The organism is Streptococcus mitis, assembly GCF_003943905.1.
Taxonomy (GTDB): domain Bacteria; phylum Bacillota; class Bacilli; order Lactobacillales; family Streptococcaceae; genus Streptococcus; species Streptococcus mitis_BC.
Map to the genome: position 1 here is coordinate 220,851 of NZ_RJNS01000002.1, position 25,714 is coordinate 246,564.

Below are 25,714 nucleotides of genomic sequence, written 5' to 3' on the forward strand. Positions count from 1 at the left end.
GAATACATGGCTTACCGTAAACTAGGACGCACCAGCTCACAACGTAAAGCAATGCTTCGCGATTTGACAACTGACCTTTTGATCAACGAATCAATCGTGACAACTGAAGCTCGTGCTAAAGAAATCCGTAAAACTGTTGAAAAAATGATTACTCTAGGTAAACGTGGTGATTTGCATGCACGTCGTCAAGCAGCTGCTTTTGTACGTAATGAAATCGCATCTGAAAACTATGATGAAGCAACTGATAAGTACACTTCTACTACAGCACTTCAAAAATTGTTCTCAGAAATCGCACCTCGTTATGCTGAACGTAACGGTGGATACACTCGTATCCTTAAAACTGAACCACGTCGTGGTGATGCTGCGCCAATGGCGATCATCGAATTAGTATAAAATCATCAATTTTGTTGAGTGTTATGATGATGGAGTCTTGTGCTCTTAGTCTAGCTCTGGTCTACCGCTGGGACTTCGGTCCTAGCGGGAACACTCATCATCATTTGATAGGGTAGACGCTTGTTTACGAAATTGTTTTTTGTTTAAGAACAACTTCGTAAGCAGGCGTTTTTTAGTATTTTTTACGGAAATATGCTATACTAGGGAAAAAGAAAATCAAAAACGTTCAGGTTTTCTAATAATCGTAGAAATGGGGTATAAGGATGAAAGCTATTATTACAGTGGTTGGCAAGGACAAGGCTGGTATTGTTGCAGGCGTGTCTACGAAGATTGCAGAGTTGGGTTTGAATATTGATGATATTTCTCAAACAGTACTGGATGAGTATTTCACCATGATGGCAGTCGTATCAAGTGATGAAAAACAAGATTTTACCTCTCTCAGAAATGAGTTTGAAAACTTTGGCAAAACACTGAATGTCAAAATCAATATTCAAAGTGCAGCGATTTTTGACGCCATGTATAATATCTAGGAGGTCATTATGGATATTAGACAAGTTACTGAAACTATTGCCATGATTGAGGAGCAGAACTTCGATATCAGAACCATCACTATGGGCATTTCCCTTTTGGACTGTATTGATCCAGACATTGAACGTGCTGCTGAAAAGATTTATAAAAAAATTACTACTAAAGCTGCAAATCTAGTTCCTGTAGGAGATGAAATTGCTGCGGAACTAGGGATTCCAATTGTCAATAAACGAGTATCGGTGACTCCGATTTCCTTGATTGGAGCAGCGACTGATGCGACGGACTATGTCGTTTTAGCAAAGGCACTTGATAAGGCTGCCAAGGAGATTGGTGTTGACTTTATTGGTGGTTTTTCGGCCTTGGTACAAAAAGGCTACCAAAAAGGAGATGAGATTCTCATCAATTCTATCCCACGTGCTCTAGCTGAGACAGACAAGGTCTGTTCGTCCGTCAATATTGGCTCAACCAAGTCAGGAATCAACATGACTGCAGTTGCAGATATGGGACGTATCATCAAGGAAACTGCGAACTTATTAGATATGGGAGCTGCCAAATTGGTTGTATTTGCGAACGCTGTTGAGGACAATCCTTTTATGGCGGGGGCCTTCCATGGTGTCGGTGAAGCAGATGTCATCATCAATGTTGGAGTTTCAGGCCCTGGTGTCGTCAAACGTGCCTTAGAAAAGGTTCGTGGACAGAGCTTTGATGTAGTAGCAGAAACAGTCAAGAAAACCGCCTTCAAGATTACTCGTATTGGTCAACTGGTCGGTCAAATGGCGAGTGAACGCCTTGGAGTCGACTTTGGGATTGTAGACCTAAGTTTGGCACCAACTCCTGCAGTTGGAGATTCTGTGGCTCGAGTGCTGGAGGAAATGGGCCTAGAAACAGTTGGTACACATGGGACGACAGCTGCACTCGCTCTTTTGAATGACCAAGTTAAGAAGGGCGGAGTGATGGCTTGTAACCAGGTTGGTGGCTTGTCTGGTGCTTTTATCCCTGTTTCTGAAGACGAGGGGATGATTGCTGCGGTACAAAATGGCTCTCTGAATTTAGAGAAACTAGAGGCCATGACGGCTATCTGTTCTGTTGGACTGGATATGATTGCCATTCCAGAGGATACGCCGGCTGAAACCATTGCAGCTATGATTGCGGATGAGGCGGCAATCGGTGTCATTAATATGAAAACAACGGCCGTCCGTATCATTCCAAAGGGTGAAGAAGGCGATATGATTGAGTTTGGTGGCTTGCTAGGAACAGCGCCAGTTATGAAAGTCAACGGTGCTTCATCTGTCGATTTCATCTCTCGTGGAGGTCAAATCCCAGCTCCAATCCATAGTTTTAAAAATTAATAAAAAGGGAGAGAATTTAAGTTGAGTTTAAGAATGACTGTGTATACTATAATCATTAAATAAAGACCTCCTAACATTATTTAATAGAAATCCTAAACTTTTTCATAATAATCTCCTAGGAAAGCTACCGTTAGGGTAGCTTTTCTTGTGGCAAAATTAGGAGAGCAGGCTTTGCTTTTGAAAGCCGAATATTTCTTTGATCCATGATATAATAGAAGAAAATGGAGGATAGAAAATGTCTAAAGTAAGATTGTACTTGGTTCGTCATGGGAAAACGATGTTTAACACGATTGGACGTGCTCAAGGATGGAGTGATACACCTCTGACAGCAGAAGGTGAGTTGGGAATTCATGAGTTAGGAATTGGCTTGAGAGAGTCTGGTTTGCGGTTTGACCGCGCCTATTCTAGTGATTCAGGGCGTACTATCCAGACGATGGGAATTATCCTAGAAGAACTAGGTTTGCAGGGGAAAATCCCTTACCGTATGGATAAGCGAATCCGTGAGTGGTGCTTTGGTAGTTTTGATGGGGCCTATGATGGGGATCTCTTTATGGGGGTCATTCCTCGTGTTTTCAAGGTGGATCATGTTCATCAGTTATCCTATGCAGAGCTAGCAGAAGGTTTGGTAGAGGTTGATACTGCTGGTTGGGCAGAAGGCTGGGAAAAACTCAGTAGCCGAATTAAGGAAGGATTTGAATCGATTGCCAAAGAAATGGAAGAACACGGTGGTGGGAATGCCCTTGTTGTCAGCCACGGGATGACCATTGGAACCATTGTGTATCTGATCAATGGTATGCACCCGCATGGTCTGGATAATGGTAGTGTGACCATCCTAGAATACGAGAACGGCCAGTTTACTGTTGAAATCGTCGGTGACCGTCGTTATCGGGAGCTAGGACGTGAGAAGATGGAAGAAAATAAGCATTGATAAAAGGTAGCTCCGCATAGGAGCTATTTTTTATTCAGCTTAGCAAGAGTGTTTTCAGAGCCAATCTTTCTTGACAATGGAGGGGAAAAGATTCTTTCTCGACTTTCAAATTCCCCCAAAAATGGTATAATAGTAACATCATAAAATTGGAGAAATAGCATGAGTTTTTACAATCATAAGGAAATTGAGCCTAAGTGGCAAGGCTACTGGGCGAAACATCATACATTTAAGACAGGAACAGATGCCTCAAAACCGAAGTTCTATGCTCTCGACATGTTCCCTTATCCTTCAGGAGCTGGATTGCACGTAGGACACCCAGAAGGTTACACAGCAACGGATATTCTCAGCCGTTACAAACGTGCGCAAGGCTACAATGTCCTTCACCCAATGGGTTGGGATGCCTTTGGTTTGCCTGCAGAGCAATACGCCATGGATACAGGGAATGACCCAGCAGAATTTACAGCGGAAAATATTGCTAACTTCAAACGCCAAATCAATGCGCTTGGATTCTCTTACGACTGGGACCGTGAAGTCAACACAACAGATCCAAACTACTACAAATGGACTCAGTGGATCTTCACCAAGCTTTACGAAAAAGGCTTGGCCTATGAAGCTGAAGTACCAGTAAACTGGGTTGAGGAACTAGGAACAGCCATTGCTAACGAAGAAGTACTTCCTGACGGAACTTCTGAACGTGGGGGCTATCCCGTTGTCCGCAAACCGATGCGTCAATGGATGCTCAAAATCACGGCCTATGCAGAGCGCTTGCTCAATGACTTGGATGAACTTGATTGGCCAGAGTCTATCAAGGACATGCAACGCAACTGGATTGGTAAATCAACTGGTGCCAATGTCACCTTTAAAGTGAAAGGGACTGACAAGGAATTTACCGTCTTTACCACTCGTCCGGATACGCTTTTCGGTGCAACCTTCACAGTCTTGGCTCCTGAGCATGACTTGGTAGATGCTATCACAAGTCCAGAGCAAGCTGATGCAGTTGCAGACTACAAACACCAAGCTAGTCTCAAGTCTGACTTGGCTCGTACCGACCTTGCTAAAGAAAAAACTGGTGTATGGACTGGTGCTTATGCCATCAACCCTGTCAATGGCAAGGAAATCCCAATCTGGATTGCGGACTATGTTCTTGCTAGCTATGGTACAGGTGCGGTAATGGCTGTGCCTGCCCATGACCAACGTGACTGGGAATTTGCCAAACAATTTGGCCTACCAATCGTAGAAGTGCTAGAAGGTGGAAACGTTGAAGAAGCTGCCTATACTGAAGATGGTCTTCATGTCAATTCAGACTTCCTAGATGGCCTTAACAAAGAAGATGCTATTGCTAAGATTGTGGCTTGGTTGGAAGAGAAAGGCTGCGGACAAGAGAAGGTGACCTACCGTCTCCGTGACTGGCTCTTTAGCCGTCAACGTTACTGGGGTGAGCCAATCCCAATCATTCATTGGGAAGATGGGACTTCAACAGTTGTTCCTGAAAGTGAATTGCCACTTGTCTTGCCAGTCACCAAGGATATCCGTCCTTCAGGTACAGGGGAAAGCCCATTGGCTAACTTGACAGACTGGCTTGAAGTGACTCGTGAAGATGGTGTCAAAGGTCGTCGTGAAACAAACACTATGCCACAATGGGCAGGTTCAAGTTGGTACTACCTCCGCTATATCGACCCACATAACACAGAAAAATTGGCCGATGAGGATCTCCTCAAACAATGGTTGCCGGTAGATATCTACGTAGGTGGGGCAGAGCATGCCGTTCTTCACTTGCTCTATGCTCGTTTCTGGCACAAATTCCTCTATGACCTCGGTGTTGTTCCGACTAAGGAACCATTCCAAAAACTCTTTAACCAAGGGATGATTTTGGGAACAAGCTACCGTGACCACCGTGGGGCTCTTGTGGCGACTGACAAGGTTGAAAAACGTGACGGATCTTTCTTCCATGTGGAAACAGGGGAAGAGTTGGAGCAAGCGCCAGCTAAGATGTCTAAATCGCTCAAGAACGTTGTCAACCCAGACGATGTGGTGGAACAATACGGTGCCGATACCCTTCGTGTCTATGAAATGTTCATGGGACCGCTTGACGCTTCGATTGCTTGGTCAGAAGAAGGTCTGGAAGGAAGCCGTAAGTTCCTTGACCGTGTTTACCGTTTGATTACAAGTAAAGAAATTGTTGCGGAAAATAATGGCGCTCTCGACAAGGTTTACAATGAAACGGTCAAATCTGTCACTGAGCAAATCGAATCCATGAAATTCAACACAGCCATTGCCCAACTTATGGTCTTTGTCAACGCTGCTAACAAGGAAGATAAGCTTTATGTAGACTACGCCAAAGGCTTTATCCAATTGATTGCCCCATTTGCACCTCACTTGGCAGAAGAACTCTGGCAAACAGTTGCTGCAACAGGTGAGTCCATCTCTTACGTAGCTTGGCCAACATGGGACGAAAGCAAATTGGTTGAAGACGAAATCGAAATCGTCGTCCAAATCAAAGGTAAAGTTCGTGCCAAACTCATGGTCGCTAAAGACCTGTCACGTGAAGAATTGCAAGAAATCGCTCTGGCTGATGAAAAAGTTAAAGCAGAAATTGACGGCAAGGAAATCGTGAAGGTGATTAGTGTACCAAATAAATTGGTTAATATCGTTGTTAAATAACGAGTTTATTAACTCTATCTGCCACCTTCAATAGTCCACTGGACTATTGAAGCCAACTAAAGTCGTTATTATCGTTGTGAAATAAGATAGGAATCCTTCAGAGATAGAATCTGGAGGATTTTTTGAATTTTTTCATGAAAGTATGATATACTATGTGCAATTATAAAGTTTGAAAAGAAAAACAAGGAGAAAACCAATGCCAGTAAATGAATATGGTCAGATGATTGGTGAGTCAATGGAAGGTTATACACCAGGTGAATTGCCTTCGATTGATTTCTTAGAAGGACGTTATGCTCGGATAGAGGCTCTTTCTGTGGAAAAGCATGCGGAGGATTTATTAGCTGTTTATGGTCCAGATACTCCTCGGGAGATGTGGACTTACCTCTTTCAGGAGCCAGTGGCAGATATGGAGGAACTGGTTACTGTCTTAAATCAGATGTTGGCTCGTAAGGATCGTTTTTACTATGCGATTATAGACAAGGCAACTGGTAAGGCCTTGGGAACTTTTTCTCTCATGCGCATTGATCAGAATAACCGAGTAATAGAAGTGGGTGCCGTCACCTTTTCACCAGCACTTAGGGGGACGAGGATAGGAACAGAAGCCCAGTATCTCTTGGCTCGCTATGTTTTTGAGGAACTCAACTATCGTCGCTATGAGTGGAAATGCGACGCTCTAAATCTCCCATCAAGACGAGCTGCGGAACGTTTGGGCTTTGTCTATGAAGGAACCTTCCGTCAGGCAGTCGTTTATAAGGGGCGTACGAGGGATACGGATTGGCTCTCTATGATTGATAAGGACTGGCCTCAAGTCAAAGCTCGTTTGGAAGCATGGCTGGCTCCTAAAAATTTTGACAAGAATGGACGGCAGTACAAGAGTTTGAGAGAAATCTAAGAGGTGCTGACATGATTACCGTTAGAAAGCAAGAATTAGTAAATATAAATGATGTTTTGCATCTCTATCAGGCAGTCGGTTGGACAAACTATACACATCAACCCCAGATGTTGGAGAAGGCCTTATCTTACTCATTAGCGATTTATCTGGCACTTGATGGCGGTGCAGTGGTGGGCTTGGTCCGTTTGGTCGGAGATGGTTTTTCATCGGTTTTTGTCCAGGATTTGATCGTTTTGCCTAGCTATCAGCGCCAAGGGATTGGCAGTGCCTTAATGAAAAAAGCTTTAGAGGATTACAAAGATGCCTATCAAGTCCAACTAGTGACCGAACAGACAGAAAAAACCTTGGGATTCTATCGTTCTCTGGGATTTGAAACCTTATCTACTTACGATTGCACAGGAATGATTTGGGTCGATCGAAAAAAATAAAAATAATTATTTTTCTTAAGTAAAGTTTAAGTCTCCTCGTGTATTATATAGTTATTAAATAAAGACCTCCTAATACTCTTCGAAAATCTCATCAACCTTCGTTAGAGTCGACTTAGCTAACTATAGTTATGCTTGCGTCTATCTGCCTAGTCTGATTTCGATTTTCATTGAGTACCCTTTATTTAATGAAATCCTAAACTTTTCTTTTTCATCATAATCTCCTAAAGAAGTCACCCAATCAGGTGGCTTTTTTGTGACTTGAGAAAGGAAATTTCATTTGGAAAAAATTTTTCTAAAAAAATGATAAATCAGAAAAAGGTTAAGGTAATTTTAAGTCTCCTCGTGTATCATATAGTCATTAGATAAAGACCTCCTAACTTTATTTAATGAAATCCTAATCCTTTCTTTTTCATCATAATCTCCCTAAAGAGGCCACCCAATCAGGTGGCTTTTTTGTTTGAAAAAACTCCTTAGAAAAGACTAAGGAGAAAGAATTATGTTTTCTTTTTAAGTTGTTGATTTCGATACTGTCTAGGTGTTAAGTGATAGTGCTGCTTAAATTGACGGTTGAAGTTTGAAAGGTTGGTAAAACCGACTTGGCTTGCAATTTCTTGAATACTGAGGTTGGTTTGGTCGAGTTTCTCACAGGATTTTTCAAGACGTAACTGGAGTAGGTAGTCCATACAACTGGCTCCAGTATGTTGCTTGAAAATACTCATAAAGTGATTTTTACTATATCCAAATGTTGCAGCCAGTTGCTCGATATGAATGGGTTCTGAGTAGTGCTGTTCAAGGTAGCAAATCACTTCTTTTAGTTTTTGGTATTTTTGGTAGGTATCATCTGTATAGTGTCGATTGACATATCGATACTTAAAGAGAAGATGAAGCAATTCGTATAGTTTAGATTTTATGAGTAGATCGTAGTATATGCTTTTTTCTTCAAGGATAGAAAAGAGGGAAAGAAGGCAGGATTGAATTTGATCATAGGCCTTATCGCCTGGTGATATTTGAGGAGTAAGGCAAAAGTGACCAGAGTGGAGGGGTTGGATATAGCGTTGGCTAAAACTGTCAATTTGACTTCTACCTAGGAAATCTAAATGGATACGAAAAACTGTTGAAATTTGTTCTTGATTTTCAATAGGGTAGATAGCGTGAGGAGACGTTGGCTGAATTAGGAAAATATCACCTTCATGACTTTCAAAGCGCTCAGAGTTGATATAGAAGGTAGCAGTTCCTTTTTTGACATAGATTATCTCGAATTCAGGATGCCAATGATAAATTGTATTAGAAGATTGCTTGGATAGGATTTGTTTTTCAAAATCATATGGGAAGTCAGATGGGTTATCTCGTAAGAAACGTGAACGGTCTGCCATGGTAAATCCTCCCAAGATACTATTACTACGTTTATTATACCAAAAAAACTTCCTTATCTAGGAAGTTTTCGGGCTTTAAGCTTTCTTTTTCATATAAAAAATAGTAAGCATAAGTCCAATGAAGGCCAAAGCAATAGCAACATAAAAAGCTACACTATAATTTCCATTATTAGCCATTGCTATTTGAACAGCGACTTTGGGAGCGAAAAATGCTGCTAAAGAATATCCAGTGAAGACTATACCGTAGTTGACCCCTTGATTTGCAGGACCGTAATTTTCCATGACGATAGATGGGAAGACCCCCATAACACCACCAAAGCAGATACCAAGTCCTATAATTCCTAAGGTAAACCCGAATTGACCAGGGACGATAGTTAGGGAAAATAAAGCTAGGACAATGACAGAGTAGATAATTAATAAGGTCTTTGAACGGCCAATTTTATCAGAAAGTGATCCCCAGATAAAACGACCACTAGAGTTTGCGATTGAATAAAGAGAGACATAGAGAGCTGCAGTGCCTGCAGAGAGTCCAAACATTGATTGACCGATTGGTGATGCTTGAGAGGCAATCATCAAACCAGAAAAGGCGCCGACAAAGAACATGCTAATGATAATGTAAAACAGAGGACTTTGTAGCATTTGTTTCCAGTTTTTATTAGTAGCTCCTTGCTTGGTTGGGATAGGAGCTTTCCAGCCTGCTGGTTGGTAGCCGCTTGGAGCTGACTTGATAAAGAAAATTGCACAGATGATAACAGCAATATAGACTAGCCCAATGGTACGAAAAGCAAAGAAGGCATCTTGTTGTTGAATGAGATTGCTCGCGACTGGAGAAGCGATGACTGCAGCAAATCCCATACCACCTGTCAGAATTCCAGAGGCTAAGCCACGTTTATCAGGGAAGAGGCGAAGTGAATTGGAGAGGGCACCCGAATAGGCAAAACCTTGACCAAGTCCAGCCATTAATCCATAGGTCAAATAAAGCATGGCTGGTGAATTGGCATAGCCGGTTAAGTAAAATCCACTAGCAAATAGGAGAGCGCCGAGGGCGATGGTCCATTTTACATAACCTTTGTCAACTAAATAACCTCCTAGAATCATGGGGATAGGGCCGATTGCAGAGTTGATAGCAAATGCTAACATAATATCTGACATGGACCAGCCTGTTGAACTGCTAAGTGGTCCGGCAAAAACAGAAAAGGAATAGACGGCACCTGTGCAAAGAAGAATGGCTGTAGACGCGACTAAAATCCGCCAACGATTGAATGTCTCTTTCATAAAAACATCCTCCTTAAATGTATATTTTTTCACCAAGACTATATCATAGTTAAGGAAGCCGGTCAATAGTTTATGAAGATATTTTGTTAATTTTTTCACGAACTTATACTAAAGTACGATAATCTGATAGAATAACACGGTCTTTATTATCAAGGATTTACAAGATTTTTTAAAGTAGTATAATGAAAGTAGATTAAATAAATGAAAGGGGTACCAAGATGAAACTAGTTGCTATCGTTGGAACCAATTCAGATCGCTCAACCAATCGGAAACTCTTGAAATTTATGCAAAAGCACTTTTCGGATAAAGCCGACATTGAGGTATTGGAAATCAAACAATTGCCAGCATTTAACGAACCTGAGGACAAGCAAGCGCCAGCTGAAGTTCAAGCTTTTTCAGAAAAAATTCTTGCCGCAGATGGTGTGATTATTTCAACACCTGAGTACGACCACACGATACCAGCACCTTTGGCCTCTGCTTTAGAGTGGATTGCTTATACCAGTCGTGCCTTGGTTAACAAACCAACGATGATTGTAGGTGCTTCTCTCGGTTTGCTAGGAACATCTAGAGCGCAGGCACATTTACGTCAGATTTTAGATGCGCCGGAGCTTAAAGCGAGAGTTATGCCTGGTACAGAGTTCTTTCTAGGTCATTCTGAGCAAGTCCTAGATGATGAGTGTCATTTGAACAATCCAGAAAAGGTTGCAGAACTGGAAGAACATTTTTCAGAATTTCAAAATTTTGTTGAATTAACAAAAGCTTTAGTAAAACCTGAAGATACAAATCGAAAAAAATCATTCATCTGGGAAGAATGGTTGAAAGCATAGGTATTTCAAGAAAGGAGAACAATCCATGAAATTAGTAGCTATTGTTGGGACTAATGCAAAAAAATCCTATAATCGCAACCTGTTGCAATTTATGAAAAGACATTTTGCTCAGAAAGCGGATATTGAGATTTTAGAAATAACAGATGTACCAATGTTCAATGAAACAGATGATCAAACAGATACACCTATTATTCAGAAGTTTAATCAAACTATTTCAGAAGCTGATGGTGTCATTATCTCGACACCCGAGCACAATCATACGATTCCATCAAGTTTGAATAGCTTGCTCGAGTGGTTGTCTTTTAACATTCATCCACTAGACGGAAAGCCGACAATGATTGTCGGAGCTTCCTACGATATTCAAGGTTCTTCGCGTGCCCAACTTCATCTTCGTCAGATTTTGGATGCTCCTGGGGTAAATGCAACAGTTATGCCAGGTAGTGAGTTTTTACTTGGTCGAGCGCATCGAGCATTTGATGATAATGGAGATTTGATTGATGAGCGAACCGTTGATTTCCTAGATAGTTGTTTTTATCGCTTCCTTCGCTTTGTATCTATTGCAAACCAACTAAACCTTCCTGAAGAAGTTCGCTTTGAACCGGGGACTTACCATGTTACAACTGAAGGCCATAATGGTAAATTACCGATGGATGTCACGGTTTCTGAGGACCGTATTGAAAAAATCGAAATCGATTCTTCTGGAGAATCTTCAGGAATCGCAGATGTCGTCTTTACCCGTATTCCAGCAGAAATCATTGAGGGACAAACCTTAAATGTTGATGCGGTGTCAGGAGCTTCTGTGACTTCAAATGGTGTTTTAGATGGAGTTGCGCGTGCAGTCAAACAAGCGGGTGCAAATCCAGATGTTTTACGGAAGCGTTCAAAAGCGCCATCTGCCCTAGATAAAGAAGATAAGACCTATCAGGCAGACGTTGTCATCGTCGGAGGTGGAGGAGCTGGTTTAGCTGCGGCTGCTGCGGTCTTACAAGCTGGGAAGAAACCAATTGTGGTAGAGAAATTCCCAGCGATTGGAGGGAATACTGTTCGTGCAGGTGGTCCAATGAATGCACCAGATCCTGCATGGCAAGGAACCTTCGCAGCTCATCCAGGTGAGGCACATACGCTTCAAGAATTGATTGCGACAGATGAATCAACGATTGATCCAGAATATTTAGAGGACTTTAGAGCCTTGAAAGTTGAGGTTGAACAGTATTTGCAGGACCCGAGCTATTTGTTTGATTCTACCTTACTTTACCATATCCAAACCTATATCGGTGGAAAACGAAAAGATTTACAAGGAAATGAAATTCATGGCCAGTATGATTTAGTATCTGTCCTAACTGAGCGGGCTCTAGAGTCTGTTCGTTGGTTGGAAGACATTGGCGTTGAATTTGTTCGTAGCGAAGTGACAATGCCAGTTGGAGCCCTTTGGCGTCGTGGCCATAAGCCGGTTCAACCAATGGGGTATGCCTTTATATCTGTCCTACAAAAATATGTTCTAGAGCATGGTGGCAAGATCTTGACTGACTCTCCAGTTAAAGAATTGCTTGTAAAAGACGGGGCTGTCAAGGGTGTCAGAGCAGAAGGTCGAAACGGTCAAACCATCATTGTCAATGCAGATGCCGTTGTTCTAGCTTCTGGAGGATTTGGTGCCAATACAAAGATGCTACAAAAATACAATACCTACTGGACTGAAATTGCAGATGATATTGCTACATCTAATACACCAGCTGTAACAGGAGATGGTATTCTTTTAGGGCAAAGTGTAGGTGCAGATTTAGTGGGTATGGGCTTTAGTCAAATGATGCCAGTATCCGATCCAGTGACAGGAGCTCTTTTCTCAGGACTTCAAGTTCCTCCAGCAAACTTCATCATGGTAAATACTGAAGGGAAGCGCTTTGTAGATGAGTACGGTAGCCGAGACAAGCTATCTCAAGCGGCGATTGATAATGGAGGCTTGTTCTATCTAATTGCAGATGAACGTATCAAGGAAACTGCCTACAATACTAGCCAAGAAAAAATCGATGCCCAAGTCAAAGCAGGTACTCTCTATCGTGCAGATACGATAGAAGAGTTGGCGGTTCAGATTGGTGTGGATCCACAAGTTCTAGTGGAAACGATTAAGAATTACAATTCCTATGTAGATGCAGGTTTTGATCCTGAATTTAATAAAGGTAGTTTTGATCTCAAGTGTGAGGTTGCACCATTTTACGCAACACCGAGAAAACCAGCCGTTCACCATACAATGGGTGGACTCAAGATTGATACTTCAACACACGTTTTGAATGAAAACGGTCAGATTATCCCTGGTTTGTATGCTGCCGGAGAAGTCGCAGGTGGACTCCATGCAGGTAACCGTCTAGGAGGAAATTCGCTTACGGATATCTTTACTTTTGGACGTATTGCAGGTCAAACAGCTGTTAAAGAAAATTGTTAGTGATTGATTTAAAAATTAAGGGAATTTTAAGTCTCCTCGTGTATTATATAATCATTAAATAAAGACCTCCTAATACTCTTCGAAAATCTCATCAACCTTCGTTAGAGTCGACTTAGCTAACTATAGTTATGCTTGCGTCTATCTGCCTAGTCTGATTTCGATTTTCATTGAGTACCCTTTATTTAATGAAATCCTAAACTTTTCTTTTTCATAATAATCTCCCTAAAGAGGCCACCCAATCAGGTGGCTTTTTTGTTTGTAGCTTGGATTTTTGATATAATAGAACCATGAGTAGAATTTTAGACAATGAAATCATGGGGGACGAGGAGTTAGTAGAACGTACGCTCCGTCCTCAGTATTTACGTGAATATATTGGGCAGGATAAGGTCAAGGATCAGCTGCAAATTTTTATCGAAGCTGCCAAAATGCGGGATGAAGCGCTGGATCATGTACTCTTATTTGGGCCTCCAGGTTTGGGGAAAACGACCATGGCCTTTGTCATTGCTAACGAATTAGGTGTCAATCTCAAGCAAACGTCTGGTCCTGTCATTGAAAAAGCGGGTGACTTGGTAGCGATTTTGAATGATTTGGAGCCTGGAGACGTCCTCTTTATAGACGAGATTCATCGCCTGCCTATGTCGGTGGAAGAGGTGCTTTATAGTGCTATGGAGGATTTTTACATTGACATCATGATTGGGGCTGGTGAGGGCAGTCGCAGTGTCCATTTGGACTTGCCACCTTTTACCTTGATTGGTGCAACGACAAGGGCGGGGATGCTTTCAAATCCTCTACGGGCACGTTTTGGGATTACAGGTCATATGGAATACTATGCCCATGCTGACTTGACAGAAATTGTCGAGCGAACGGCAGATATTTTTGAGATGGAAATCACCCATGAGGCAGCCGCTGAGCTGGCCTTACGCAGTCGAGGAACTCCTCGTATCGCCAATCGTCTCCTTAAGCGCGTGCGCGACTTTGCACAGATTATGGGTGATGGCTTGATTGATGATGTGATTACGGATAAGGCCTTGACCATGCTAGATGTTGACCATGAAGGTTTGGACTATGTGGACCAAAAAATCCTTCGTACCATGATTGAGATGTACGGTGGTGGTCCTGTCGGTCTAGGAACCCTCTCTGTTAATATTGCCGAGGAGCGTGAGACGGTCGAAGACATGTACGAACCCTACCTGATCCAAAAAGGATTTATCATGCGGACACGGTCTGGACGGGTTGCAACAGCTAAAGCATATGAGCATTTAGGTTATGAATACAGTGAAAAATGAGCACGAAATTCTAGAGGCTTTCAGAGAAAATCCAGATTTGATGAAAATCTTAACCATCATCCGTAACCTTGGCTTGAAAGACTCGTGGTTAGCAGCAGGTTCTGTCAGGAATTTTATTTGGAATCTCTTGTCAGACAAATCCCCTTTTGACCGTGAAACGGATGTGGATGTGATTTTCTTTGATCCAGATGTTTCTTATGAGGAAACAGTATCCCTAGAGAACAAGCTGAGAGAAGATTTCCCCCAGTATCAGTGGGAGTTGAAAAATCAGGTCTATATGCATCTGCACAGTCCCCACACGGCGCCCTATATCAGCTCCTGTGATGCGATGGTTAAGTATCCCGAGCGCTGTACGGCGGTAGGACTTCGCTTGCATGCTGATGCAACTTTAGAGCTCTTCGTGCCCTATGGACTCGAGGATATTTTAAAGTTTCAAGTTCACCCGACTCCTCACTTCTTAGATAATGAAGACCGAATGAAGCTCTATCAAGAACGCTTATCCAAGAAAAATTGGCAAGAAAAATGGAAAAATCTCACTTTCTCGAATCTCTGAAAAGAAGTTGGTGACTTGATCGCATAAGAATTCTATATGTGAGTTTGTAATCATCACAAGATGAGCAGAGAAATCTAAAGATGCAAAAAATTATATACTCAACAGGAACAACTCATTCAATCTATCATAGCTAACAAAGATACCGAATTTGTGAGATTGAGTGAGAAAAACGTCTATTAAGGCTATCCTTATTGTTCTTGGAAGATAAGACTCCTGGAAAATTATCCCAAGTAACTAACTTGAGCTTGAAAATTGGCATGTAAACGCTTTTGAAAAGTCGTAAATTATGATACAATGTTTAGAGAAATTACTGAGACGAGGATTTAGAAAACAATGAAAGTACATTTCACAAATTTATTTGGGCAAGCATCAACGAGTGTTGCCTTGATGGCGCAGAACAATGTCATGAAAATTGTTCGAGACTTTGGAGTTAACGAACTGGGGATATATTTTTATGATGCAAGCCATGAACCGTGGGAAGAACTGAACTCGCGGATGGATGGAATTGTCGCGGGGGTATCTTATGGAGATGTCGTTTTTTTCCAATCTCCTTCATGGAATAGTGTTGAATGGGACAATCACTTGGTAGAAAAGTTAAAGCTTTCTCATGTAAAAATGGTGATGTTTATCCATGATGTTCAGCCACTAATGTTTGAGAGCAATTATTATCTTATGAAGGCCCACATTGACATGTACAACAAGTGTGATGTGGTGGTAGTACCATCCGAACAAATGTACCAGAAACTCGTTTCAGAAGGATTAACCGTCAAGAACTACGTTGTTCAAACACTCTGGGATCTTCCCCATGGTTTGGAACTCTATACTCCAAAATTTGAGAAAAAATTAATCTTCTCAGGAGACCCATCTCGTTTTCCACATATTGTTGACTGGAAACACAGTACCCCTCTTCATGTTTATGCTACGAGAGCAGAGGGAGTAGATTATTCCAAAGTCCATCTTGAGGGGTGGCGAACTCAGCAGGAATTATTGTTGGAGTTGTCTAAAGGAGGAGGCTTTGGCCTAGTATGGGGAAATTCTGAAAATCCTGCGGAAGAGCGTGACTACTACAAAGAAAATGTTTCTTATAAGTTGACAACTTATCTGGCCGCAGGTATTCCTGTGGTTGTGCCAGACTATCTTTCTAATGTGGACTATATCCGTGAGAAAGGTTTGGGCTTTGTCGTATCTAGTTTGGAAGAAGCTAGCCGCGTGGTTCAGGAATGTACGGAAGAAGAGTATGATCAAATGGTCACAAGAGCAAAATATACAGCTTACTTAATTAAAAATGGTTATTTCACAAAGAAATTGTTTATTGATTCTATGATGCTCTTAGATTAGTCAAAAGTCAGTCATCGGTTTACCACATTCAGATTTGGAAAGGCAAAATTTCAAGTCGAAGTTAGCCACTTGGGATAATTAGTTTTTTGTCAACTGTGTAGTGGGATGATGAAAAACCACATCTTGGAGGGAACCAATTTGGTTCTCTCCTTTTTGCTAGACGCTTGAAGCTGATTTCCTCTACTTATAAATTTAGACGTAACAAAACACCCCAAAACTATCTAACTTTTTTGGGGAGGTCATATAGGGAGGGGGAGAGGATTACAAAATCATCACCAAGGTCCCAATCGTAATCAGTATACAGCCAATGATTGTTTTAAACTTCAGGACATCCTGTAGAAAGAAAAAGGCTAAAACGAGTGTAATGACGAGACTGAATTTATCGACAGCAGATACCTCAGTCGCATTGCCCATCTGCAAGGCCTTGTAGTAGGAGAGCCAGGAGGCGCCTGTTGCCAAACCAGACAGGATGAGAAAGAGCCAACTTTTTCTACTGATGTTGACAAGCTCAGTCTGACTATTGGTCAAGAAAACCATGGCCCAAGCCATAAGGATGACGACGACCGTACGAATGGCTGTTGCTAGATTGGACGGAACTCCCTCAATCCCAATCTTGGCTAAAATAGAAGTTAAGGCTGCAAAGACAGCAGATAAAAGTGCGAAGAAAAACCACATGGTAACTACCTCCTCTCTCTATTATAAGTAATCGAATCCTACTTGTCAGTTCTCAAGTGAAATCTTGCTCTGATGGCATTTTAAAAAGCTATACCAATTTTTATGCTTGACAAGTGAGAAAAACAAGTATATACTGTCTTTGCTGGTTCTGTAAAAGGAAAATCAGACTATACCAATTTAAGGGGAAAGCACAGCTGGTCTGTGTCGTATATACTATGTGTGGAATTGTTGGTGTTGTTGGAAACACAAATGCAACTGATATTTTGATTCAAGGGCTTGAAAAGCTCGAATACCGTGGTTATGATTCTGCGGGGATTTTTGTTCTAGGTGGTGCTGAAAATCATCTAGTCAAAGCTGTCGGTCGTATCGCTGAATTGTCTGCTAAGACAGCTGGTGTTGAGGGAACGACTGGTATCGGACATACGCGTTGGGCGACTCACGGGAAACCAACTGAGGACAATGCTCACCCACATCGCTCTGAGACAGGACGTTTTGTCTTGGTACACAATGGGGTGATTGAAAACTACCTTGAGATCAAGGAAGAATACCTTGCAGGTCACCACTTCAAGGGGCAAACAGATACGGAAATCGCCGTTCACTTGATTGGTAAATTTGTTGAAGAAGATGGTTTCTCAGTTCTTGAAGCCTTCAAAAAAGCCCTTCACATCATTCGTGGTTCTTATGCCTTTGCCTTGATTGACTCTGAAAATCCAGATGTTATCTATGTGGCGAAAAATAAATCACCACTTTTGATTGGTCTTGGGGAAGGCTATAACATGGTCTGCTCAGATGCTATGGCTATGATTCGTGAAACCAACCAATACATGGAAATCCATGACCAAGAGTTGGTAATCGTCAAGGCTGATAGCGTCGAAGTTCAAGACTATGATGGCAATCGCCGTGAGCGTGCTAGCTATACTGCGGAGCTAGACTTGTCAGATATCGGTAAGGGAACTTATCCTTACTACATGCTCAAGGAAATTGACGAGCAACCAACAGTTATGCGTAAACTCATCCAAGCCTACACAGATGAGGCGGGTCAAGTAGTGGTTGATCCAGCTATCATCAAGGCTGTTCAAGACGCTGACCGCATCTACATCCTTGCGGCTGGAACTTCTTACCATGCAGGATTTGCTTCTAAGAAGATGTTGGAAGAATTGACGGATACGCCAGTGGAACTTGGAATCTCATCTGAGTGGGGCTATGGTATGCCACTTCTCAGCCAAAAACCACTCTTTATCTTTATCAGCCAATCTGGTGAAACAGCTGACAGCCGTCAAGTTTTGGTCAAGGCCAATGAGTTAGGCATCCCAAGCTTGACAGTGACAAACGTGCCAGGTTCAACCCTTTCACGCGAAGCCAACCATACCATGCTCCTTCACGCGGGACCTGAAATTGCCGTAGCATCAACCAAGGCTTATACAGCGCAAATCGCAGCTCTTGCCTTCCTTGCAAAAGCAGTCGGTGAAGCAAATGGCAATGCTAAAGCACAAACCTTTGATCTGATTCGTGAGTTGTCTATCGTAGCTCAGTCTATCGAATCAACTCTTTCTGAGAAAGAAACCATTGATGCTAAAGTTCGTGAACTTCTTGAAACAACTCGCAACGCCTTTTACATCGGACGTGGTCAAGACTACTACGTAGCCATGGAAGCGAGTCTTAAGCTCAAAGAGATTTCTTACATCCAGTGTGAAGGTTTTGCGGCGGGAGAACTCAAGCATGGAACCATTGCCTTAATTGAAGAGGGGACACCTGTCTTGGCCCTCTTGTCAGATCCAGTCCTTGCTAACCACACTCGTGGAAATATCCAAGAGGTCGCAGCCCGTGGTGCCAAGGTTCTCACCATCGCAGAAGAAAATGTTGCCAAAGATACAGACGACATCGTCCTTACGACCGTACACGCTTACCTCTCACCAATCTCAATGGTCGTGCCAACACAATTGGTCGCTTACTTTGCAACACTCCACCGTGGCCTTGATGTGGACAAACCACGTAACCTTGCTAAGTCAGTAACTGTGGAATAAGACTGAGTATAAATAATTCTTATCAAGCTTATAAAAATTTCATATCGTAGAGAACATCATTTGAAAACAATGAGTATAAACACCTTAGAAAACCTGATTTAAAGGGATTTCTAAGGTGTTTTTCTTCATAGATATAAAAATTTCCAATCGAGTTGATAGTCAATATATATTGGGAAAAGGGGAAAAGGAGTGGTAAGATGGTTTCAATCCAAATGGAAGGAGAAAGGTATGGCAAGTAAAAGAGATTTAGTCTTTAGAGCGATTCGAGGCGATGAAGTGGAAAGAGTTCCTGTGGGATTTTGGTTTCATTTTGTAACACTCGAAGAAAAGAGGCAAGGATTAAATAATCCACGTATCTTTCAAAAAAGTGTTGATGGACATCGCAACTATGTGGAAAGGATTCGTCCTGATTTTGTCAAAATTATGAGTGACGGTTTTTTCCTTTATCCAAGTAATGTCTATAATCCTAAGATTGCAAGCATTCAGGAGCTGACTTCTATTGAGTCGATTGGTGAGGAACACCCATGGATTCAGCAACAGGTGGAAGTGGTACAAGCGATTCGAGAGACCTTTACAGAAGAGATTGCTTCTTTCTACAATATCTTTTCACCTATCTCCTACCTCAAGCGCTGGTTCCGTACAGAAACTTCTCGAGGAGATAGGGAAGTGGCTGATCTATTGCTTGAAAATCCTGAGCAATTCAGAGCGATTCTAGATGTGATTGCAAGAGATATTGCTATCCTAACTCAGAAAATCATTCAGCAAGGCGGTGTTGACGGGATTTACCTCAGCACCCAGGAAATTCAAGATGAGCGCATCACACTAGCACTATATCAAACCTATATCGAACCGAGCAATATAGCAGTTTTGGAGGCAGCCAATCAGGTGGGTGGGACCAATATCCTTCATATCTGTGGTTTTGAAGGTGCGAGCAATGATGTGACGATATTTAAGGACTATCCAGCTCAAGTGGTCAACTGGGCGACTCACCATGAGGATGTTAGTTTGACACAGGGGCAAGAGTTGTTTCCAGGCAAGGCCGTTTTAGGTGGATTTGAAAATGGCAAGAGAAGTTTGCTTTATCAAGGTTCCAAGGCGGAATTGCAAAATGAAACAAGACGGTTGCTGGCTGAAGCTGGTAGTAAAGGCGTTCTTCTGGGAGCTGACTGTACTGTTCCAGATGACTTTGACTTAGAGAGGTTGGAATGGATTCGGCAGGCAGCTGTTCTCTAAAAGGAGGAGCTATGAAAAGTAAAAGATGGGGCATCTTCATTGCAGTTGTCGGTTTGCTGGCTTTGGTTGCCATAAGCGTCGTAAAAAATGAGCACTGCAAAAATGGAGAGAGATGTCGTGGAGTTCAGGATTTTTCCAAGTCCAGTCTCCCCTTTCTACGCTCGAATGATATCGCAAGCAGTTTATTAGTTGAAAAAGTAAGAAATGGAGAATAAGAATGTCAGAAAAAAGAGAATGGGTTTTAAAAGCATTTAGAGGTGAGAAAGTTGATCGTGTGCCAGTAGGCTTTTGGCACCATTTCACATCAGAAGACGAATGGCTACACGGTTTCTCAAATCCAGCCATTATCGAGAAGAATATTGAGGGCCATAAGCGCTTTATTCGAGAAGTTCAGCCGGACTTTATCAAGCTCATGAGTGATGGGTACTTTGCTTATCCAAATCCAGTGATTGCCAAAGGAAAATCTCTTCAAGAGTTGGCGACCATTCAACCACTCGGACCAGATCACCCTTGGATAAAAGAGCAGGTGGACTTGGTTCAGAAAATCAAGCAAGAGTTTACAGAAGATATCGTTGCGATTTACAATATTTTTGCTCCTGTGACCTATCTCAAGTGGCTGCTAGGGGAAGTATCTGGTGGGGATGACCTCATTGCTGATTTTCTGGTTGAAGACCCTGAAGCCCTGAAGAAGTTGTTGGATGTGATTGCAGAGGATATCGCGAGTCTCAGCCGAGCTGTCATCGAAGAGGCTGGTGCAGATGGGATCTATCTCAGTGTGCAAAGCATCCAAGATCAACGAGTGTCGGCAGGAGATTATCAAGCTATCATTGCACCTAGCGAGATAACTATTCTAGAAGCGGCTAGTGCTGTTGGTGGTGTCACGGTTCTTCATATCTGTGGCTACGAGGGAGCGCGAAATGATATTCACCTTTTTGCAGACTATCCTGCCCAAGTCTTTAACTGGGCTGTAGGACCAGAGGGAATCACTCTCAAGGAAGGTCGTGAGATTTTCAAGGGACGTACGGTTCTTGGAGGATTCGAAAATGGCAAGACGGGCTTACTGTATACTGGTAGCAAGGATGCCATTCAGGCTGAGGCAAAGAAACTAGTTGCAGAAGCTGGGAAACAGGGTTTGGTACTTGGGGCAGATTGTACCATTCCAAGTGATATCGCAGTTGAACGTATCCAGTGGGTGAGAGAAGCGCTTGAAAACTAAAGGAGAAAAAGATGAGTAAAAAAGCATGGATTATCGGTGGTGTAGCAGTTGTTGCAGTAATTGGGGCAACGATTATCGGGAGAAGTTTAGCTGGAGCTCCAGCCAAGGAGGGGGAAACGGCTTCATCTGGTGAGGTCATAACCTTGAAGGTTGCCCATACACAGAACTACGTACCTTATGACTTTGTCAATGAAAAAGGGGAGTCAGATGGTTATGAAGTAGCTGTTTTGAAGGCTGTTGATGAGAAGTTGGCAAACTATCAATTTGAATATACGGGTACCAGTGATGACGACCTCTTGATTGGTCTGGAATCAGGCAAGTACGACATCGGAACCAAGGGAGCTTGGTACACAGAAGAACGAGCTAAAAAGTTTGTCATTCCATCTGAACCAGTCGGAGCGAGCATCATCGGATTTACTGTCAGAAAAGAAGATGAACAGAAATACAAAACCATTGATGACTTTGCTAAGAATAAAGGGAAATTGGTTCCCATCTCTCCACAGAATGCTCAATGGAATGTCATCACCAGCTACAATGAAAAACATCAGGATGCACCGATTGAGCTGATAGCAGCTGAATCCTTTAAGGTGGCAGATGCCTATGCTTGGGTTTTAGAAGGACGTTATGACGCCTTCTTTGATATCAAACTGTCTTTTGAAAAAGCAGTTACCGCAGAAGATGGCCCTTACCACCAATATGCGGATAAACTCAGCTGGTTCCCATATAAAGGCATTCCAACTTATCCCTTGATTCACCGTGATGAAAAGGGTGAGAAATTCGCTAAAGAATACGAAAAAGCAATCAAAGAGTTGAAAGAAGATGGCACGCTTGCCAAGCTATCTCAGCAATACTTTAAAGAAGATGTCTTTAGTTACGTAGACAAAGACTAGACCAGAAATTCCAAGACTAGAAAGGGTTTTGCATGGTTTCTTATGATTTTTCCAAGGTCTTTCAGTTTTTGCCGACCTTATGGCAGGCGCTTCCGATGACCTTGTCCATTCTCTTTTTTACCACTCTTCTTGGTTCCCTTTTTGGAGGTCTCTTGGCCTGGGCGCAAGTAGGAGAAGACAAGAGTTTTGCAACGATTTCCAAAGGCTATATCTTTACCCTTCGTTGTACACCGCCGATTGTCTTGCTTTTTCTAGTCTTTTATGGCTTGCCAGAATTTCTGAAATGGTGGCTTGGTTTGGATATCAACAACTGGTCTAAAACTATTTTTGTTCTCCTGACGATGATTCTCTTGTTTGCGGCTATTGTTGCCGAGGTTTTCAAGGCGGCCTATCAAGCTATTCCAAAGGGGCAGACAGAGGCCGGGCTTAGTATTGGTTTGACTCCAAGTCAGACTTTTTGGAGAATCATTTTCCCCCAAGCTTTTCAAGTTGCTCTTCCCAATATAACGACTGCTATTCTCAATCTCATGCGGGATGCTGCTTTGGCTTATACGATTGGTTTTGTTGATGTTATGGGAGCAGGGAATCTCTTGATTAGTCGCAATTTGGGGAACTACTCTCTGGAAACCTATACGGCGGTTGCGCTTCTTTACTGGGGGATTGCCTTAGTTATTTCTAGCTTGAGTCGTTTGCTTGAGAAGTCTTTGGAAACAAAAGGGAGGTAAGAAATGGATATAGACTATATTGTAAAGACCTTTCTGGAGACCTTGAAGGGTGTGCCAATCACCTTGATTATCATGATTGTGGCTATGGTCTTAAGCTTTTTACCGGCTCTATTTTTAGCATTGGGGCAGATCTATAAGGTTCGAGGTGTGAGGAGTTTTTCTCTGGTTTATCTGGCCTTTATCCGAGCGACTCCTCCGATTTTATTGATTCTCTTCTTTTATAGTTTGTTTCCAAGTTTGCTGAATCAATTTCTCAAAAGTATAGGCAGTGACTTTGATATTTTCAAACTTGATCCTCTCTACTATGCTTTTATCATTTATAGTTTGATGACAGTCGGGAGTTTATCGGAGATTTTGCGTTCAGCTATCTTGACGGTGGACAAGGGACAACTAGAGGCGGCGCATGCGATTGGACTGACTACGACCCAGGCCTATTTAAGGATTGTTTTTCCTCAAGCCTTGCGCTCAGCCTTGCCTAACTTGGCCAATCTGGTGATCAATATCGTCAAAGGGACCTCTCTGGTCTTTGTCATGACCATCAAGGACATCACCGCTATTGCCCGTGTGGAAGCATCCTACGGCTACCAGTATTTTGAATCTTATTTTGTGATCTTTTTGCAGTATATTTTGATCTGTGGTTTGATTCAGTGGGGCTTCTCCCTACTGGAAAAAGGCTATGTGAAAAAAGAAAAGAGTGCAAAAGCATCTAGCGCGCGTTTTGTATAGGAGGACAGGATGTTACAAGTAGAACATATCGCAAAAACATTTGGTGAGAGGCAGGTCCTGGAGGATGTCAATCTCCAGGTCAATCAAGGGGATGTAGTCGTCATTTTAGGACCATCAGGTTCGGGGAAAACGACCTTTCTCCGTTGTCTCAACCACTTAGAAAAAGCTGATAGCGGTCAGTTGACCTTGGCAGGAAAAACTTATGACTTGGCCAAATTAAGCAAGAAAGACATTCTAGAAATTCGCCAAAAAACAGCCTTTGTTTTCCAACACTACAATCTCTTTGCAAATAAAACTGCTCTGGAAAATATTCTAGAAGGTCTAATCGTGGCTCGTAAAGTTCCCAAGGAAGAAGCGCTCAAACGTGCAGAATCTGCCTTGGAAAAAGTTGGTTTACTGGCCTACAAAGACTACTACCCTTCTCAGCTATCTGGAGGGCAACAACAACGAATAGGAATTGCGCGTGCCATTGCCGTCAAGCCCGAGGTCATTTTGCTAGATGAACCAACATCAGCACTAGACCCTGAGTTAGTTGGAGATGTTTTGGATGTTCTGAAACAGTTGGCTGGAGAAGGTGTGACCATGGTGGTCGTCACACATGAGATGGGATTTGCTAGAGATGTCGCTAATCACGTTATTTTTATGGACGGAGGCCGTATCGTAGAGGAGAACAATCCCCACGATTTCTTTAGTCGTCCACAAGAAGAACGAACCAAGCAGTTTCTGGCTCGTATCTTATCAGACGCTAGCTATAGTGTAGAATATATGATTTGATAGATAAGTGCATTATGAAAGTAACTTATGAGGCAAAGTTTCAATCTATAAACTATGGAAAAAGGTGTCAGCTTGAAATGACTTTCAGAAAAAGCTAGGTTTTAGACTTAGATTGGCTATTTGAGATGATTTGAGGTACTTTTCGTACACTCAAGTGGGCAATCTTATTTTAGATTTTTCATTTCTCAAAAAACTTAAGAAAAATTTAAGCTAGGAGGTGTATACTAAGCTCGTAAGTTAAGAGAAACTTAACTTAAACTCCTAAAACTTTTTCATAATAATCTCCCTATAAAATTAAGTCGCCCAATCAGGCGGCTTATTTTTTGTCTATCTGTAAGCAGGGGCAGTAACTTAGCAATAGAAGAATAGAGGGAAATATGGTATAATGAAACGATAGATTTTTGAATAGGAATAAGAACATGTTTGGATTTTTTAAGAAAGATAAAGCTGTAGAAGTTGAGGTTCCAACACAGGTTCCTGCTCACATTGGCATCATCATGGATGGGAATGGTCGCTGGGCTAAAAAACGGATGCAACCACGGGTTTTTGGTCATAAGGCAGGGATGGAAGCCCTCCAAAAGGTGACCAAGGCAGCTAATAAGATGGGAGTTAAGGTCATCACGGTTTATGCCTTTTCAACGGAAAATTGGACACGCCCAGATCAAGAAGTCAAGTTTATCATGAATTTGCCAGTCGAATTTTATGATAACTATGTCCCTGAATTGCACGCAAATAACGTTAAGATTCAGATGATTGGGGAGACAGACCGTTTGCCTAAGCCGACTTTTGAAGCTTTGAAAAAGGCAGAGGAGTTGACCAAGAACAATACGGGCTTGATTCTCAATTTTGCGCTTAACTATGGTGGTCGTGCTGAAATTACGCAGGCTCTTAAGGGCTTGGCTCAAGATGTTCTAGATGCTAAAATCAACCCTGGTGACATCACAGAAGATATGATTGGGGACTATCTTTTCACGCAACACCTGCCAAAGGATTTGCGGGATCCGGACTTGATTATCCGTACGAGTGGTGAGTTGCGTTTGAGTAATTTCTTGCCATGGCAAGCAGCCTATAGCGAGCTTTACTTTACGGATACCTTGTGGCCTGATTTTGATGAAGCTGCCTTGCAGGAAGCTATTGCTGCTTTTAACCATCGCAATCGCCGTTTTGGAGGAGTTTAGGAGAA

24 protein-coding genes are annotated in these 25,714 nt (G+C 42.3%); 21 read left to right on the plus strand and 3 right to left on the minus strand.

All coding sequences use genetic code 11. The features are described from left to right. The first annotated feature begins 6 nt into the window (after positions 1-6). The 7 genes from rplQ (at position 7) to D8854_RS04825 (ending at position 7,179) form a co-directional block, all read left to right on the plus strand. Positions 7-393, plus strand: a complete 387-nt coding sequence (rplQ, locus tag D8854_RS04795; RefSeq protein ID WP_000331493.1) for a 50S ribosomal protein L17 — start codon at positions 7-9, stop codon at positions 391-393. 263 nt (positions 394-656) lie between these two features. Continuing rightward, positions 657-923 carry an ACT domain-containing protein gene (locus tag D8854_RS04800; protein WP_084975975.1) on the plus strand — a complete coding sequence of 89 codons (267 nt, stop codon included), beginning with the start codon at positions 657-659 and terminating at the stop codon, positions 921-923. A 9-nt stretch (positions 924-932) separates the two neighbouring features. Next, complete coding sequence (locus D8854_RS04805; protein WP_125449937.1) at positions 933-2,270, plus strand: PFL family protein; 1,338 nt, start codon at positions 933-935, stop codon at positions 2,268-2,270. A gap of 235 nt (positions 2,271-2,505) precedes the next feature. Further along, a complete protein-coding gene (locus D8854_RS04810) occupies positions 2,506-3,198 on the plus strand; it encodes a histidine phosphatase family protein (RefSeq protein WP_125449939.1) in 693 nt (230 codons plus the stop codon). A 159-nt stretch (positions 3,199-3,357) separates the two neighbouring features. Continuing rightward, on the plus strand, positions 3,358-5,859 hold the full coding sequence (leuS, locus tag D8854_RS04815; protein WP_125449941.1) for a leucine--tRNA ligase: 2,502 nt from the start codon (positions 3,358-3,360) through the stop codon (positions 5,857-5,859). A gap of 196 nt (positions 5,860-6,055) precedes the next feature. After that, entirely contained in the window at positions 6,056-6,751 is a 696-nt protein-coding gene (locus D8854_RS04820) for a GNAT family N-acetyltransferase (protein WP_125449943.1), read from the plus strand. A gap of 11 nt (positions 6,752-6,762) precedes the next feature. Further along, positions 6,763-7,179: a GNAT family N-acetyltransferase gene (locus D8854_RS04825; protein WP_125425024.1), complete on the plus strand. Its 417-nt coding sequence runs from the start codon at positions 6,763-6,765 to the stop codon at positions 7,177-7,179. Between the two features lie 494 nt (positions 7,180-7,673). Here the strand turns inward: D8854_RS04825 and D8854_RS04830 are convergent, their stop codons facing one another. Together D8854_RS04830 and D8854_RS04835 are read right to left on the minus strand one after the other, a co-directional pair. Further along, positions 7,674-8,552 (minus strand): AraC family transcriptional regulator, encoded by an 879-nt coding sequence (locus tag D8854_RS04830; protein WP_125449945.1) that lies wholly within the window; start codon positions 8,550-8,552, stop codon positions 7,674-7,676. A gap of 75 nt (positions 8,553-8,627) precedes the next feature. After that, the gene (locus tag D8854_RS04835; RefSeq protein WP_125449947.1) at positions 8,628-9,827 is read right to left on the minus strand and encodes an OFA family MFS transporter; all 1,200 of its coding nucleotides are present in this window, start codon (positions 9,825-9,827) and stop codon (positions 8,628-8,630) included. Positions 9,828-10,045: 218 nt separating this feature from the next. Here D8854_RS04835 and D8854_RS04840 point away from each other — a divergent pair, with 218 nt between their 5' ends. The 5 genes from D8854_RS04840 (at position 10,046) to D8854_RS04860 (ending at position 16,268) form a co-directional block, all read left to right on the plus strand. Continuing rightward, on the plus strand, positions 10,046-10,654 hold the full coding sequence (locus tag D8854_RS04840) for an NADPH-dependent FMN reductase (RefSeq protein WP_000779601.1): 609 nt from the start codon (positions 10,046-10,048) through the stop codon (positions 10,652-10,654). Between the two features lie 25 nt (positions 10,655-10,679). Then, a complete protein-coding gene (locus D8854_RS04845) occupies positions 10,680-13,091 on the plus strand; it encodes a flavocytochrome c (RefSeq protein WP_125449949.1) in 2,412 nt (803 codons plus the stop codon). Positions 13,092-13,378: 287 nt separating this feature from the next. Then, positions 13,379-14,377, plus strand: coding sequence for a Holliday junction branch migration DNA helicase RuvB (gene ruvB / locus D8854_RS04850; RefSeq protein WP_080978824.1), 999 nt, complete (start codon positions 13,379-13,381; stop codon positions 14,375-14,377). Next, positions 14,358-14,930 carry a nucleotidyltransferase family protein gene (locus tag D8854_RS04855; protein ID WP_001098870.1) on the plus strand — a complete coding sequence of 191 codons (573 nt, stop codon included), beginning with the start codon at positions 14,358-14,360 and terminating at the stop codon, positions 14,928-14,930. The genes ruvB and D8854_RS04855 overlap by 20 nt, the downstream gene beginning before the upstream one ends. A 333-nt stretch (positions 14,931-15,263) precedes the next feature. After that, positions 15,264-16,268, plus strand: coding sequence for a sugar transferase (locus D8854_RS04860; protein WP_000862851.1), 1,005 nt, complete (start codon positions 15,264-15,266; stop codon positions 16,266-16,268). 261 nt (positions 16,269-16,529) lie between these two features. Here D8854_RS04860 and D8854_RS04865 read toward each other — a convergent pair whose 3' ends face one another. Next, on the minus strand, positions 16,530-16,943 hold the full coding sequence (locus D8854_RS04865) for an EamA family transporter (RefSeq protein ID WP_125449950.1): 414 nt from the start codon (positions 16,941-16,943) through the stop codon (positions 16,530-16,532). Between the two features lie 215 nt (positions 16,944-17,158). Between D8854_RS04865 and glmS the strand changes: the two genes are divergently transcribed. The 9 genes from glmS (at position 17,159) to D8854_RS04910 (ending at position 25,709) form a co-directional block, all read left to right on the plus strand. Then, the gene (gene glmS, locus D8854_RS04870) at positions 17,159-18,967 is read left to right on the plus strand and encodes a glutamine--fructose-6-phosphate transaminase (isomerizing) (RefSeq protein WP_125449952.1); all 1,809 of its coding nucleotides are present in this window, start codon (positions 17,159-17,161) and stop codon (positions 18,965-18,967) included. A gap of 228 nt (positions 18,968-19,195) precedes the next feature. Then, on the plus strand, positions 19,196-20,200 hold the full coding sequence (locus D8854_RS04875; RefSeq protein ID WP_125449954.1) for a uroporphyrinogen decarboxylase family protein: 1,005 nt from the start codon (positions 19,196-19,198) through the stop codon (positions 20,198-20,200). An 11-nt stretch (positions 20,201-20,211) separates the two neighbouring features. After that, positions 20,212-20,415 (plus strand): hypothetical protein, encoded by a 204-nt coding sequence (locus D8854_RS04880; RefSeq protein WP_033585784.1) that lies wholly within the window; start codon positions 20,212-20,214, stop codon positions 20,413-20,415. Between the two features lie 2 nt (positions 20,416-20,417). After that, positions 20,418-21,416: a uroporphyrinogen decarboxylase family protein gene (locus D8854_RS04885; protein ID WP_125449956.1), complete on the plus strand. Its 999-nt coding sequence runs from the start codon at positions 20,418-20,420 to the stop codon at positions 21,414-21,416. A gap of 11 nt (positions 21,417-21,427) precedes the next feature. Beyond that, positions 21,428-22,306 (plus strand): transporter substrate-binding domain-containing protein, encoded by an 879-nt coding sequence (locus tag D8854_RS04890; protein WP_125449958.1) that lies wholly within the window; start codon positions 21,428-21,430, stop codon positions 22,304-22,306. A gap of 32 nt (positions 22,307-22,338) precedes the next feature. Continuing rightward, on the plus strand, positions 22,339-23,031 hold the full coding sequence (locus D8854_RS04895) for an amino acid ABC transporter permease (protein WP_125449960.1): 693 nt from the start codon (positions 22,339-22,341) through the stop codon (positions 23,029-23,031). A gap of 3 nt (positions 23,032-23,034) precedes the next feature. Continuing rightward, positions 23,035-23,757 (plus strand): amino acid ABC transporter permease, encoded by a 723-nt coding sequence (locus tag D8854_RS04900; protein ID WP_000350563.1) that lies wholly within the window; start codon positions 23,035-23,037, stop codon positions 23,755-23,757. A gap of 9 nt (positions 23,758-23,766) precedes the next feature. After that, the gene (locus D8854_RS04905) at positions 23,767-24,531 is read left to right on the plus strand and encodes an amino acid ABC transporter ATP-binding protein (protein ID WP_125449962.1); all 765 of its coding nucleotides are present in this window, start codon (positions 23,767-23,769) and stop codon (positions 24,529-24,531) included. Between the two features lie 419 nt (positions 24,532-24,950). Continuing rightward, a complete protein-coding gene (locus tag D8854_RS04910; RefSeq protein WP_000466705.1) occupies positions 24,951-25,709 on the plus strand; it encodes an isoprenyl transferase in 759 nt (252 codons plus the stop codon). Positions 25,710-25,714: the final 5 nt, after the last annotated feature.